This window comes from Oryzobacter faecalis, from assembly GCF_046764005.1.
GTDB lineage: Bacteria > Actinomycetota > Actinomycetes > Actinomycetales > Dermatophilaceae > Oryzobacter > Oryzobacter faecalis.
Genome location: NZ_JBKOFW010000005.1, coordinates 209,105 through 220,828 on the forward strand (window position 1 = coordinate 209,105; position 11,724 = coordinate 220,828).

The following is an 11,724-nucleotide window of genomic DNA, read 5'->3' on the forward strand; positions in this document are numbered from 1 at the left end:
CCTTGCGCGCGGCTGCGTCCCGGCGGACGCTGGACGCAGGACGCGGGTGGCCACCACCCACCGCGACCGTGGTGGGAGCGTCACCGGGAAGGACGCACCATGGACCGCCACGAGATGCTCGACAGGATGCGGACCGGCCGGGGCTTCATCGCCGCCCTCGACCAGAGCGGCGGCAGCACCCCGGGCGCCCTGCGCCGCTACGGCGTCCCGGAGTCCGCCTGGTCCGACGAGGCCGGCATGTTCGACCTCGTGCACGCGATGCGCACCCGCATCATCACCAGCCCGGTCTTCACGAGTGACCGCATCCTCGCGACCATCCTCTTCGAGCAGACGATGGACCGTGAGATCGACGGTCTCGGGTCGGCCGAGTACCTGCGCGCGCGCAAGGGGATCGTGCCGTTCCTCAAGGTCGACCGGGGGCTCGCCGAGGAGGCGCACGGGGTCAAGCTGATGAAGCCCATGCCCGACCTCGACTCCCTCCTCGAACGTGCCCTGGCCGCGGGGGTGTTCGGCACGAAGATGCGCTCGCTCGTCCTCCATGCCGACGCCTCCGGCATCGAGGAGGTCGTGGCCCAGCAGGTGGACACCGCGCGCAGGATCATCGCCGCCGGGCTCACGCCGATCGTCGAGCCCGAGGTCGACATCCACTCGCCCGACAAGACCGAGGCGGAGGACATCCTCCAGGTCACCCTGCTCCACCACCTCGACGGGCTGGCCGAGGGGGAGGACGTCGTCCTCAAGCTCACCCTCCCCGAGGTCGACGGCGGGCACCGGCCACTCCTCGACCACCCCCGCGTGCTCCGGGTCGCCGCGCTCTCCGGCGGGTACACCCGGGAGGAGGCCGTGGCTCGCCTCGCCCGCAACCCCGGGGTCATCGCGAGCTTCTCGCGCGCCCTCACCGAGGGCCTCACGGTCGACCTCGACGACGCCGGGTTCGACGCCGCGCTCGACGCGTCGATCGACGCCATCGCACAGGCGTCGGCCACCTGACCCTCCGCAGGGGCGAGGGGTCATGATGGGGCGATGGACGTCGACGTGACCGTGCAGGCCGACATCCGCCGACCCCGTGCGGAGGTGGCCGAGTTCGCGACGGACCCCGCCAACGTGCCGCGCTGGTACCGGAACATCCGGTCGGTCGAGCTGCTCGACGCCCCGCCGGTGCGGGTCGGCAGCCGGATGCGGTTCGTCGCGCGCTTCCTCGGCCGCACCATCGCCTACACCTACGAGGTGACCGAGCTGGTACCGGGCGAGCGCCTCGTCATGTCGACCGCCGAGGGTCCCTTCCCGATGACGACGACGTACTCCTTCTCCGACCTGCCGAGCGGGTCGACGCGGATGACGTTGCGCAACCACGGGTCGCCCTCCGGGTTCGGCGCGGTCGCGGCCCCCGTGCTGTCGAGGGCGATGGAGCGGGCGACGACCAAGGACCTGACCCGCCTCCAGCGCCTCCTCGAGCGCGGTCAGTAGCGGCGCCAGCGGAGGGCGACGCCGTAGTCGACCGTCAGGCCCTCGTGCCGGGCGAGGGCCGCCTCGGCGGGCCCCGGTGGGAGCTCGATGCGCACGACGGCCTCGAGGTCCTCACGACGCTCGAACGTCCAGTCGATGGTGAGGTGCTCGGTCGAGAAGCCCTGCCTGTCCCAGAACCGCTGCACCGCAGCAGGATCGTAGGCCGGGTAGGCATGCGTGAACCAGGCACCGAAGGTCGACCGCGTCGCGTCGTTGTCGACGAGGCAGGCGACCCCGCCGGGACGGATGACGCGCCGCAGTTCGGCGAGGCCCGGCTCGCAGCCCGCCCCGAAGAAGTACGCCCAGCGGGCGTGGGCGATGTCGACCGAGGCGTCGGCGAGGGGGAGGCGCTCCGCGTCGCCGCCGAGAACCGCTGCGGCGCAGTCGTCCTCGCGCGCCGCCAGTCGTGACCTCGACCGGTCGACGAGGGGCAGGTGCGGCTCGACACCCACGGCGGCACGAGCCCCCAGCCCCGCGAACCGCGGCAGGTGGAAGCCGGTACCGCAGCCGACGTCGAGGACGACCGCGCCCTGCCACGGGTGCAGCGCCCCGATCGCCGCGTCGATGACTCCGGCGCGGTCGGCGGCGAGGTTCTCCAGCTCGTAGACGTCCGGGGCGTCCCAGATGTTGGGGCTGCGGATCACGAGGGGCGGGGTCGCTTCCTCCCACCCTTGGACGCCGCCGGGGGGACCGGGTGCGCCGGCTCGTTGCCCCCCGGGACGCCCTCGGCGACGGCGCCGCTGCGACGGGGAACGCGCGTGCGGCGTCCTCCGATCGTGCCGGCCTCGAGCGTCGCCGGGTGCACGAGCAGCGGCAGGAGCGTGCGGGCGCCGGCGGACCGGGCCCGGCGGACCGTGTCCAGGTGCGCCTCGCACCGGATCGCGAGCTCGGCGTAGGCATCTTCGCCCATGAGGGCGGTGAGCTCGGCACGGTTGCCGCGGAACACCGGCTCGGCGCCGACGTGGGCCTCGGTGTTGCTCGAGCAGTACCAGTCGAGGTCGTGGCCGCCGGGCCCCCAGCCACGACGGTCGTACTCGGCGATCGTCACCTCCAGGTAGGAGGTGTCGTCGGGCTGCTCGACGGTGCGGTAGCTGCGTCGGATCGGCAGCTGCCAGCAGACGTCGGGCTTGGCCTCGTGCGGCGGCATCCCGGTGAGCACGGCGTGCTGGTGCAGCGCGCAGCCGGCGCCTGCCGGGAAGTCTGGGCCGTTGAGGAAGATGCAGCCCCCGCCCACGACCTTGGTCTTGCGGGCGCCGTCCTCCTTCTCGGTCCAGGCCGACAGGCGCGAGGGGTCCTTGTCGCCCCGCTTGCCGTGACCGGGGTGGTGCTGCCACTCGTCCTCGCCGAGCTCGGCCACGACCGCACGGACCCGCTCGACGTCCTCGTCGTCGGTGAAGTGCGCGCCGAGGGTGCAGCAGCCGTCGTCGGGGCGGTCGGCGTAGATGCCTCGACAGCCCGCGCCGTAGATGCAGGTCCAGCTCGACGTCAGCCAGGTGAGGTCGACGCGGAAGCGCTGGCCGGAGTTCGCCGGGTCGGCGAACTCGGCCCAGGTGCGGGGGATGTCGAGGGGCGTCTCGGGCACGCGTCCACCCTAGGTCCCTGCCCGCCGGGCCCGCGGCGGGCGCGCTCGCCGCGGGACGGGACACCACCGGTGGTGCCCTCGCCACCGACTAGGTTGGGCCCATGCGCCTCGGGGTCATCGACGTCGGATCGAACACGGTCCACCTCCTCGTCGTCGACGCACACCCCGGCGCCCAGCCGCTGCCCGCGAGCAAGCACAAGATCGACCTGCGGCTCTCCGAGCACGTCACCGACGACGGGCGGATCGCCGACGAGGGCCGCGACCGGCTCGCCCAGTTCGTCGAGGAGTGCACGCGCGTCGCCGAGGACCAGGGCGTCGAGGACGTCCGCGCGTTCGTCACGAGCGCGATCCGCGAGGCCCCGAACGGCGAGGAGGTCCTCGCCCACGTCCGCGAGCGCACCGGCGTGCCGCTCGACGTCCTCAGCGGCGAGGACGAGGCGCGCCTGACCTTCCTCGCCGCCCGACGCTGGTTCGGGTGGTCGGCCGGGACCCTCCTCGTCGCCGACATCGGCGGTGGCTCCCTCGAGCTGGCGCAGGGCATCGACGAGGACCCGGACGTCGCGGTGTCCCTGCCGCTCGGCGCGGGCCGGGTGACGCGCGACCTCCTGGACGGCGACCCGCCGTCGACCGACACGGTGCGCGAGGCGCGGCGCCGGGTGCGCGCCGCCATCGCCGCCGAGCTCCGACCGCTCGCGAAGGCCGGGGCGCCCGACCGGGCCGTCGGCACCTCGAAGACGATGCGCTCGCTCGCGCGGATCTGCGGTGCGGCCCCGAGCGGTGAGGGGATGTACGCCTCGCGCGAGCTGCCGCTGGACGCCCTGAGCGCGCGGCTGCCCGAGATCGCCCGGATGACGGCCGCCCAGCGCGCCGACCTGCCGGGGGTCTCGGTGTCGCGGGCGCGACAGCTGCTCGCCGGCGCCATCGTCGCCGAGGCCACGATGGACCTCCTCGGGCTCGACCGGCTCGAGATCTGCCCCTGGGCGCTGCGCGAGGGCATCATCCTGCGGCACCTGGACAGGATGAGCTGAGCCGTGCCCGCCCGCCGACGTCGCGGGACCGGCTCGGTGGGGCCGGTGGCCGAGAGCGGGGCACGGGTCGGCCTGTCGACCGCGTCCGTCTACCCCGAGAACTGCCCCACGGCCTTCGAGACCGCCTCGCGGCTCGGCTACGACGGCGTCGAGGTCATGGTCTGGACCGACCCGGTGACCCGTGAGGCCGGGGCGCTGCGTGCCCTGGCCGGCCTGCACGGGGTGCCGGTGCTCTCGGTCCACGCCCCCACCCTCCTCGTCACGCAGCGGGTCTGGGGGACCGACCCGTGGGAGAAGGTCGACCGCTCCATCGAGCTGGCGCTCGAGCTGGGCGCCGGCACCGTCGTCCTCCACCCGCCCTTCCGGTGGCAGCGCGAGTACGCGGCCGGCTTCGTCGACGGCGTCGCCCTGCGCGAGCACGACACCGGCATCCGCCTCGCCGTCGAGAACATGTACCCGTGGCGGGCGCCGCGCTCGCGGGAGCTCGAGGCGTACCTGCCGCACTGGGACCCGGTGGCCCAGCCCTACGACCACGTCACGCTCGACCTCTCGCACACCGCGACCGCCGGGTCCGACGCGATGCAGATGGTGCGCGACCTCGGGTCGCGGCTCGCGCACCTGCACCTCGCCGACGGCGTCGGCTCACCCCGTGACGAGCACCTCGTCCCCGGTCGCGGGACGCAGCCCTGCGCTGAGGTGCTGGAGACCCTTGCGGCACAGGCGTTCTCGGGGGACGTCATCGTCGAGGTGGCGACCCGGCGGGTGGGGGAGGCCCAGCGCGAGCTCGACCTCGCCGAGGCCCTCGCGTTCGCGCGGCTCAACCTCGCCAGTGCCCGGAGCTGCTGACCACTCGATCGGGCCATTGACGCCCCCGCCCGGCCTCGAGGACGGTGGACGGCATGTCTGGGTACGAGGAGACGGCGGCGGCGGTGACGGTCGGACCGGTGGGAGGGATCACCGCGCTCATCGGGGACCTCCTGACGAGTGACTTCGTGCAGGAGGCGATCCACCACGCGGTGGTCGCGGTGGCGGCCGCGGGCGTGCCGACGTCCCCGTCGTCCTCGACCGACGCCCCCGGAGGCACCCAGCAGGCCCTCGACGTCAGGATCACGAAGCAGGTCCTCCCGCCCACCGAGGGATCGGGTACGACCGACGAGGCGACCATCCACATGCAGTGCACGACGTACACGCTGCACGTCCTCGGCCACCACATCGGGACGTGGACGACGTGCGAGGACGTCATCACCTCACCCGACCCCCTGCCGTCGGGTGACGCCCCCGCCGCAGCGGTGCCGGCGGAGGGCGGGGGAGAGCGACCGGAGGTGCGCCGCGTCCGGCTCGACCTCACGGCAGCGCCGCCCGCGGCCGCAGGGGCCCCCGCGTGGGTGGCGCCACTGACCGCGAAGGTCGTCTCCGCGGACCTGGTCACCCAGGCGCTCGTCGTCGGGGTCCTCGACGCGGTCGTCAGGCACGGGTCGGACGACACCACCGACGCCCCCGCGTCGATCGTCCTCACCAGCCACGACTCGTCGGGGTCGACCGACAGCGGGGGCGCCCTCCAGTGCCACGACCACTTCTTCACCGTCGGGGGCGTGCAGCTGTACCACTGGACGGTCTGCACCGAGACCACCGACATCGGGCCGAGCCACCCACCCCCGGTGCACCTCGAGGTCGAGCACCCGAAGCACCACCACTGACCGGGCGCTCAGACCCAGTAGGTGTCGTGCTGGAGCATGAACTGCACGCGCTCGTCGTCGGTGAGGACGCCGCCGCGCCCGACCGCGGCCAGGGTCTCGAAGTAGTCCTCGCGCGGCGCGCCCGGGGTGAACATCAGGAGCATCCGCGCACCGTCGGACCCGCGGAAGCCGTGCAGCCCGCCCTCCGGCACGTGGAGGAAGTCGCCGGACGAGGCGGTGAGCCAGCCGTTCCCGTCGTAGAGGCGCACCGACCCCTCGAGGACGTAGAACGACTCGGTGATGGCGCGGTGGAAGTGCGGGTCGGGCCCGGACTCGTGCTCGCCGAACGTCCAGCGGTACAGGCCGTACAGCCCGCCGGTCCGGTCGCCGGTGGCGAGGTACTCGCACGAGCCGCCACGGCTGTACTCGATCTCCGGTGGCGTCCCGTCGCGGCGCAGCCACGCCGTGGCCTCACCGCCCTCGCCGGTGTAGACGTCGTCGGGGTAGGGCCGGTGCAGCGCGTTGAGCAGGGACACGTCCGGCACGGTACCGACGGCGCGTCGAGGGCGGGGGTCTTGCCGACCGGCTCGCGCGGTGGGACGTTCGCCGTATGACGCAGCACGCGGGCAGCGCGGCGGCCGGCGCCTCGGACGCCGCCGTCGTCGTCGAGCACCTCCGGGTGCTCCGGGGCGGGCGCGAGGTCCTGCCCGACCTCACCGTCTCGGTCCCGCGCGGCCAGGTCGTCGGGCTCCTCGGGCCGAGCGGCGGCGGGAAGTCCACGCTCATGCGCGCCGTCGTCGGCGTCCAGGTCGTCGAGAGCGGCACGGTCACGGTGCTCGGCGAGGAGGCCGGGAGTGCGCGGCTCCGCACGCGCGTCGCGTACGTCACGCAGGCGCCCAGCGTCTACGGCGACCTCACCGTGCGCGACAACGCCCGCTACTTCGCGAGCGTCCTCGGGGTCGACGCCGCCGCCGCCGACCGCGCCATCGGGGCCGTCGACCTCGACGACCACGCCGACGCCCGGGTCGAGAACCTCTCCGGGGGCCAGCGCAGCCGGATCAGCCTGGCGTGCGCCCTCGTCGGCGACCCCGAGGTGCTCGTCCTCGACGAGCCGACCGTCGGCCTCGACCCCGTCCTGCGTCGCGACCTCTGGGGCATGTTCCGCAGGCTCGCGCAGGAGGAGGGCCGGACCGTCTTCGTGTCGAGCCACGTCATGGACGAGGCGGTCCGCTGCGACCGGCTGCTCCTGCTGCGCGAGGGACGCGTCCTCAGCGACTCGACCCTTCCCGAGCTCCTCGAGCGCACGGGTGCCCCCGACGCCGAGCAGGCCTTCCTCGCCCTCGTCGACGCCGAGGCCACGCGATCCGGCCGGCCGACCGGAGGGGAGGCCGCGTGAACGCCCGCATCACCCTCGCGACCGCGGCCCGCATCCTGCGCCAGCTGCGCGGGGACCACCGCACCGTCGGCCTGATGGTCGTCGTGCCGTGCGTCCTGCTCGGGCTGCTCGCCTGGGTCTACTCCGACACCCCCGAGGTGTTCGACCGCATCGGGCCCTCCCTGCTCGGGGTGTTCCCCTTCGTCGTCATGTTCATCGTCACGAGCATCGCCACGCTGCGCGAGCGCACCTCGGGCACCCTCGAGCGCCTCCTCACGACCCCGCTCGGCAAGGGCGATCTCATGCTCGGCTACGCCCTCGCGTTCGGGGCGATGGCGATCGTCCAGGCCCTCGTCGCCACGGCCTTCGCGGTGTGGGTCGCCGGGCTCGACATCGCTGGCCCGCTGTGGGTCCTCGTCGTCATCGCCCTCGCCGACGCGCTGCTCGGCACCGCGCTCGGGCTGCTCGCCAGCGGCTTCGCGCGCACCGAGTTCCAGGCCGTGCAGTTCATGCCGGCGTTCGTCCTGCCCCAGTTCCTCCTGTGCGGCCTCCTGCTGCCGCGCGACCGGATGCCGCGGGCCCTCGAGCTCGTCTCCGACGTCCTCCCGCTCTCGTACGCCGTCGACGCGATGCAGGACGTCACCCGCCTGGCCGACCCGGTGTCCGAGGTGCTGCCCAGCCTGGGCGTGATCCTCCTGTGGGTCGTCGTCGCGCTGGCGCTCGGCAGCCTCACCCTGCGTCGCCGCACGCCGTGAGGCCCCCGCTAGCCTGAGGCCCGTGGACCCCAGTGACCTGCTCCGCGGAGCCATGCTGCAGATCTCGGACTCCGACCTCGTGCGCAAGGCGGTCACCACCGCACCGGTGAGCCGCTCGGTCGTCCAGCGCTACGTCGCCGGCGAGTCGGTGCCCGAGGCCGTCGCCGTCGTCGGCGAGCTGCGCACCACCAACCGCCTCGCCACGGTCGACTACCTCGGGGAGGACGTCACCGACCGGGCGCACGCCGAGCACACCCGCGACACCTACGTCGCCCTCCTCGACGCCCTCGCCGAGGCCGACCTCGCCGCGTTCGGCGCCGCCGAGGTGAGCGTCAAGCTGAGCGCCGTCGGCCAGGCGATCCCCGGCGACGGCGACGCCATCGCCCTCGAGAACGCCCGGGCGATCTGCGAGGCCGCTGCCCGGGTCGGCACGACGGTGACCCTCGACATGGAGGACCACACGACGACCGACCGCACGCTCGAGACGCTGCGCGCGCTGCGGGCGGACTTCCCGTGGGTCGGGGCCGTCCTCCAGTCCTACCTGCACCGCACCGAGGCCGACTGCCGCGACCTGGCCACCGAGGGCAGCCGGGTCCGGCTGTGCAAGGGCGCCTACAAGGAGCCGGAGTCCGTCGCGTTCCAGGACGGTGAGGACGTCGACCTGTCCTACGTGCGCTGCCTCAAGGTGCTCATGGCGGGCGACGGGTACCCGATGGTGGCCAGCCACGACCCGCGGCTCGTCGACATCGCGGGGGCGCTCGCGTCGCACCACGGCCGCTCGCCCGACAGCTACGAGTTCCAGATGCTCGCGGGCGTCCGGCCCGCCGAGCAGGTGCGCATCGCCGACCGGGGACACCAGATGCGCGTCTACGTGCCGTTCGGCGAGGACTGGTACGGCTACCTCGTGCGCCGGATGGCCGAGCGCCCCGCGAACCTGCAGTTCTTCCTGCGCTCCCTCGCCACCCGCGGCTGACCCTCCTCCATCGCGACCTACCGCCTGGTAAGTGCCGCGATCACGACACTGACCAGGCGGTAGGTCGCGCCATTGGGGGCGAACGAGGGGGGTGCGGCTGAAACCCGCGCGAGCCCGCCGCCGCGACCCGGCATACTCACGGCCATGGGAACCGTCGCGATCTTCGGTGCCGGCGTCATGGGCGAGACGCTCCTCTCGGGGCTGCTGCGGGCCGGACGACCGGCCGACGCCCTCGTCATCACCGAGCGGCGGGCCGACCGCGCCGCCGAGCTGCACGAGAAGTACGGCGTGCGCGTCCTCGACAACGCGGAGGCCGCGGCGCTCGCCGACACCCTCGTCCTCGTCGTCAAGCCGCAGGACATGGGCGGGCTGCTCACCGAGATCGCCCCGCACGTCGTCGAGGGCAACCTCGTCGTCAGCCTCGCGGCCGGCATCACGACGCAGTACCTCGAGTCCCACCTCCCCGAGGGGCGCGCGGTCGTGCGGGTCATGCCGAACACCCCGGCCCTCGTCGACCAGGGGATGGCGGCCGTCAGCGCGGGCGCGCACTGCGACCCCGACCACCTGCGCGAGGCCGAGGAGCTCCTCGCCGCCACGGGCAAGGTCCTCGAGGTCCCCGAGAAGCTCCAGGACGCCGTCACCGCCATCTCCGGCAGCGGGCCGGCCTACATCTTCTACGTCGTCGAGGCGATGATCGAGGCCGGAGTCGTCCTCGGGATGCCGCGCGCCACCGCCACCGAGCTCGTCGTCCAGACGCTCTACGGGGCGGCGACGATGATCAAGGAGACCGGCCAGCACCCCACGGTGCTGCGCGAGCAGGTCACCTCGCCCGGCGGCACGACCGCCGCGGCGCTGCGCGAGCTCGACGACCACAAGGTCCGGGCCGCGTTCATCACGGCCATGGAGGCCGCCGCCACGAGGTCGCGCGAGCTCGCCGGTGGCTGAACCGGTCGTCCTCGATGACGTCGCGGTGGTCCGCGTCACCGAGGCGAACTGGCGCACCTACCGCGACGTGCGCCTCGCCGCCCTCATCGACAGCCCGCGCGCGTTCTGGACGACGTACCCGCAGGCCGCGGAGCGCTCGGACGAGCGCTGGCTCGACCTCGTCGTCTCCGGTCCGGCGACCTGGCTCGCCCTCGACGGCGGACGCCCGCTCGGGACGGTCGGTCTCTGGCACGGCCCGGACCAGCCCGAGGACGTCGTCGCCCTCATCGGGATGTGGGTCGCGACCGTCGCCCGCGGAGCCGGGGTCGCCGAGCTCCTCGTCCGCACGGCCCTGCGCTACGCCGCGGCGGAGGGGTACGCCCGTGTCGTCCTGGACGTCGCCGACGAGAACGGGCGCGCCGGGGCCTTCTACGAGCGGCTCGGGTTCCGGGCGACGGGTGCGACGGGGTCGATGCCGTGGGACCGGACCGTCACCGAGCGCGAGCTGGCCCTGGACCTGCCGGTGCGCTGAGTGTTCACCCTCCCGGGTTGCCGCCCCCCGAGGGCGTCGTGGGAGAGTGGCCGCCATGAGTGAGATCGAGGTGCGCCCGCTGGGGGTCGAGGACTGGGAGCTGTACCGCTCCGTCCGCCTGACCGCCCTCCAGGAGTCACCCGACGCGTTCGTCGCGTCGTTCGACGAGGAGGAGTCCGAACCGGAGGACTTCTGGCGCGCCCGCATGGCTCGCTCGGTCCGGCTGCTCGCCGAGCGCGACGGCCGGCCGCTCGGCATCGCCAGCGTCGGCTCGGCCTCCGAGGACCAGCCCGACGCCGCGCAGCTGTTCGGCCTCTGGGTCAGCCCCGAGGCCCGCGGCAGCGGCGTCGCCACCGAGCTGGTCCGTGCCGGCGCCCGCACGGCCGCCGAGGCCGGCAAGCGCCACCTGCTGTACTGGGTCGGCACCGACAACGGCCGGGCCGTGGCGTTCGCGAGCGGGTTCGGGTTCCGCCCGACGGCCGAGCGCCGCCCGATGCGCGTGCGGTCCGAGGACGACGGCGAGGAGGAGGTCGCCATGACCCTCCCGCTGCTCGGCGACCGCGGCGGCGTCGCCCAGTTCTGACCCTCGCCGTCCGTACCGAGATCGACGTCTTGGTCGATGTCGTGACGCGTCAGGGACGGGCGGCGAGGCGCTCGATGAGCGTCGTCGGCCCGCTGACGATGAGGGTGTCGTGCGCCGACACCTTCGTCGAGGGCACCGCGTAGGTGAAGTCCTCGCCGGGAGCCTTGACCCCGACGATCGTCACGCCGTACTTGCTGCGGATCGCGCTCTGCTCGAGCGTGAACCCGATGGCCTCGGTCGGGGGGCGCATCTTGACGATGGCGAACCCGTCGTCGAACTCGATGTACTCCTGCATCCGCCCGCCGAGCAGGTGCGCGACGCGGCGGCCGGTGTCGGCCTCGGGACGCACGATGTGGTGGATGCCGATCCGCTCGAGGATGCGGGCGTGCTCGGGGGAGAGGGCCTTGGCCCACAGGTCCGGGATCCCGGCGTCGACGAGGTTGGCGCAGGCGAGCACCGACGCCTCGACCGAGGACCCGATGGCGACCACGGCCTTCTCGAACCGGCCGGCCTTGGCGTCGCGGATCACCTGCACGTCGCTGGCGTCGCCGTGGATGACGTGGCTGAGCCGGCCGAGGAACTTCTCGGCGAGGAAGCCGTCCTTCTCGATGGCGGTGACCTTGTGGTCGAGGCGGCGGAGCTCGAGCGCGGCCGCTGCGCCGAACCGCCCGAGCCCGACGACGAGGACGTCGTCGTCGTGGGAGCTGCTCCAGCCCATCCGTGGTGCCTCCTCGTGAGGTGTGGTGGACGTCCAGCCTGCCACGCGGAGGGCGACGAGTAGCGTGCAGCC

At 73.6% G+C, this 11,724-nt stretch carries 15 protein-coding genes; 11 read left to right on the forward strand and 4 right to left on the reverse strand.

The window, feature by feature from the left end; translation table 11 throughout:
• The first annotated feature begins 99 nt into the window (after nucleotides 1-99).
• The gene (locus ACK8HX_RS11680; protein ID WP_411940869.1) at nucleotides 100-990 is read left to right on the forward strand and encodes a fructose bisphosphate aldolase; all 891 of its coding nucleotides are present in this window, start codon (nucleotides 100-102) and stop codon (nucleotides 988-990) included.
• A gap of 33 nt (nucleotides 991-1,023) precedes the next feature.
• On the forward strand, nucleotides 1,024-1,467 hold the full coding sequence (locus ACK8HX_RS11685; protein WP_411940870.1) for an SRPBCC family protein: 444 nt from the start codon (nucleotides 1,024-1,026) through the stop codon (nucleotides 1,465-1,467).
• Here the strand turns inward: ACK8HX_RS11685 and ACK8HX_RS11690 are convergent.
• Both ACK8HX_RS11690 and ACK8HX_RS11695 read right to left on the reverse strand, forming a co-directional pair.
• Entirely contained in the window at nucleotides 1,461-2,150 is a 690-nt protein-coding gene (locus ACK8HX_RS11690; protein WP_411940871.1) for a class I SAM-dependent methyltransferase, read from the reverse strand. The genes ACK8HX_RS11685 and ACK8HX_RS11690 overlap by 7 nt on opposite strands.
• Nucleotides 2,147-3,088, reverse strand: a complete 942-nt coding sequence (locus ACK8HX_RS11695) for a hypothetical protein (RefSeq protein ID WP_411940872.1) — start codon at nucleotides 3,086-3,088, stop codon at nucleotides 2,147-2,149. The genes ACK8HX_RS11690 and ACK8HX_RS11695 overlap by 4 nt, the downstream gene beginning before the upstream one ends.
• A gap of 101 nt (nucleotides 3,089-3,189) precedes the next feature.
• On the opposite strand from ACK8HX_RS11695, the gene ACK8HX_RS11700 reads away from it, so the two are divergent.
• Genes ACK8HX_RS11700 through ACK8HX_RS11710 form a run of 3 tightly spaced genes read left to right on the forward strand, consistent with a single transcriptional unit; the run spans nucleotide 3,190 to nucleotide 5,813 of the window.
• The gene (locus ACK8HX_RS11700) at nucleotides 3,190-4,116 is read left to right on the forward strand and encodes a Ppx/GppA family phosphatase (RefSeq protein ID WP_411940873.1); all 927 of its coding nucleotides are present in this window, start codon (nucleotides 3,190-3,192) and stop codon (nucleotides 4,114-4,116) included.
• A 45-nt stretch (nucleotides 4,117-4,161) separates the two neighbouring features.
• On the forward strand, nucleotides 4,162-4,962 hold the full coding sequence (locus ACK8HX_RS11705) for a sugar phosphate isomerase/epimerase family protein (RefSeq protein WP_411940990.1): 801 nt from the start codon (nucleotides 4,162-4,164) through the stop codon (nucleotides 4,960-4,962).
• 53 nt (nucleotides 4,963-5,015) lie between these two features.
• Nucleotides 5,016-5,813: a hypothetical protein gene (locus tag ACK8HX_RS11710; protein WP_411940874.1), complete on the forward strand. Its 798-nt coding sequence runs from the start codon at nucleotides 5,016-5,018 to the stop codon at nucleotides 5,811-5,813.
• A gap of 8 nt (nucleotides 5,814-5,821) precedes the next feature.
• On the opposite strand, the gene ACK8HX_RS11715 is transcribed toward ACK8HX_RS11710, so the two are convergent.
• Nucleotides 5,822-6,328 carry a cupin domain-containing protein gene (locus ACK8HX_RS11715; protein ID WP_411940875.1) on the reverse strand — a complete coding sequence of 169 codons (507 nt, stop codon included), beginning with the start codon at nucleotides 6,326-6,328 and terminating at the stop codon, nucleotides 5,822-5,824.
• A gap of 74 nt (nucleotides 6,329-6,402) precedes the next feature.
• On the opposite strand from ACK8HX_RS11715, the gene ACK8HX_RS11720 reads away from it, so the two are divergent.
• From ACK8HX_RS11720 to ACK8HX_RS11745, 6 genes are all read left to right on the forward strand, one after another.
• Nucleotides 6,403-7,188, forward strand: coding sequence for an ABC transporter ATP-binding protein (locus ACK8HX_RS11720; RefSeq protein ID WP_411940876.1), 786 nt, complete (start codon nucleotides 6,403-6,405; stop codon nucleotides 7,186-7,188).
• A complete protein-coding gene (locus ACK8HX_RS11725; RefSeq protein WP_411940877.1) occupies nucleotides 7,185-7,922 on the forward strand; it encodes an ABC transporter permease in 738 nt (245 codons plus the stop codon). The genes ACK8HX_RS11720 and ACK8HX_RS11725 overlap by 4 nt, the downstream gene beginning before the upstream one ends.
• 22 nt (nucleotides 7,923-7,944) lie before the next feature.
• The gene (locus tag ACK8HX_RS11730) at nucleotides 7,945-8,895 is read left to right on the forward strand and encodes a proline dehydrogenase family protein (protein WP_411940878.1); all 951 of its coding nucleotides are present in this window, start codon (nucleotides 7,945-7,947) and stop codon (nucleotides 8,893-8,895) included.
• Nucleotides 8,896-9,039: 144 nt separating this feature from the next.
• The gene (proC, locus tag ACK8HX_RS11735; RefSeq protein ID WP_411940879.1) at nucleotides 9,040-9,840 is read left to right on the forward strand and encodes a pyrroline-5-carboxylate reductase; all 801 of its coding nucleotides are present in this window, start codon (nucleotides 9,040-9,042) and stop codon (nucleotides 9,838-9,840) included.
• A complete protein-coding gene (locus ACK8HX_RS11740; RefSeq protein ID WP_411940880.1) occupies nucleotides 9,833-10,351 on the forward strand; it encodes a GNAT family N-acetyltransferase in 519 nt (172 codons plus the stop codon). The genes proC and ACK8HX_RS11740 overlap by 8 nt, the downstream gene beginning before the upstream one ends.
• A gap of 55 nt (nucleotides 10,352-10,406) precedes the next feature.
• On the forward strand, nucleotides 10,407-10,934 hold the full coding sequence (locus ACK8HX_RS11745; RefSeq protein ID WP_411940881.1) for a GNAT family N-acetyltransferase: 528 nt from the start codon (nucleotides 10,407-10,409) through the stop codon (nucleotides 10,932-10,934).
• A 49-nt stretch (nucleotides 10,935-10,983) separates the two neighbouring features.
• Here the strand turns inward: ACK8HX_RS11745 and ACK8HX_RS11750 are convergent, their stop codons facing one another.
• On the reverse strand, nucleotides 10,984-11,652 hold the full coding sequence (locus tag ACK8HX_RS11750) for a potassium channel family protein (RefSeq protein WP_411940882.1): 669 nt from the start codon (nucleotides 11,650-11,652) through the stop codon (nucleotides 10,984-10,986).
• Between the last annotated feature and the right edge of the window lie 72 nt (nucleotides 11,653-11,724).

Bases quoted from the DNA above. Each gene is read 5' to 3' on its own strand.
- ACK8HX_RS11680 (WP_411940869.1), top strand. From the start codon at position 100: ATGGACCGCCACGAGATGCTCGACAGGATGCGGACCGGCCGGGGCTTC.
- ACK8HX_RS11685 (WP_411940870.1), top strand. From the start codon at position 1,024: ATGGACGTCGACGTGACCGTGCAGGCCGACATCCGCCGACCCCGTGCG.
- ACK8HX_RS11700 (WP_411940873.1), top strand. From the start codon at position 3,190: ATGCGCCTCGGGGTCATCGACGTCGGATCGAACACGGTCCACCTCCTC.
- ACK8HX_RS11710 (WP_411940874.1), top strand. From the start codon at position 5,016: ATGTCTGGGTACGAGGAGACGGCGGCGGCGGTGACGGTCGGACCGGTG.
- ACK8HX_RS11720 (WP_411940876.1), top strand. From the start codon at position 6,403: ATGACGCAGCACGCGGGCAGCGCGGCGGCCGGCGCCTCGGACGCCGCC.
- proC (WP_411940879.1), top strand. From the start codon at position 9,040: ATGGGAACCGTCGCGATCTTCGGTGCCGGCGTCATGGGCGAGACGCTC.
- ACK8HX_RS11745 (WP_411940881.1), top strand. From the start codon at position 10,407: ATGAGTGAGATCGAGGTGCGCCCGCTGGGGGTCGAGGACTGGGAGCTG.
- ACK8HX_RS11750 (WP_411940882.1), bottom strand. From the start codon at position 11,652: ATGGGCTGGAGCAGCTCCCACGACGACGACGTCCTCGTCGTCGGGCTC.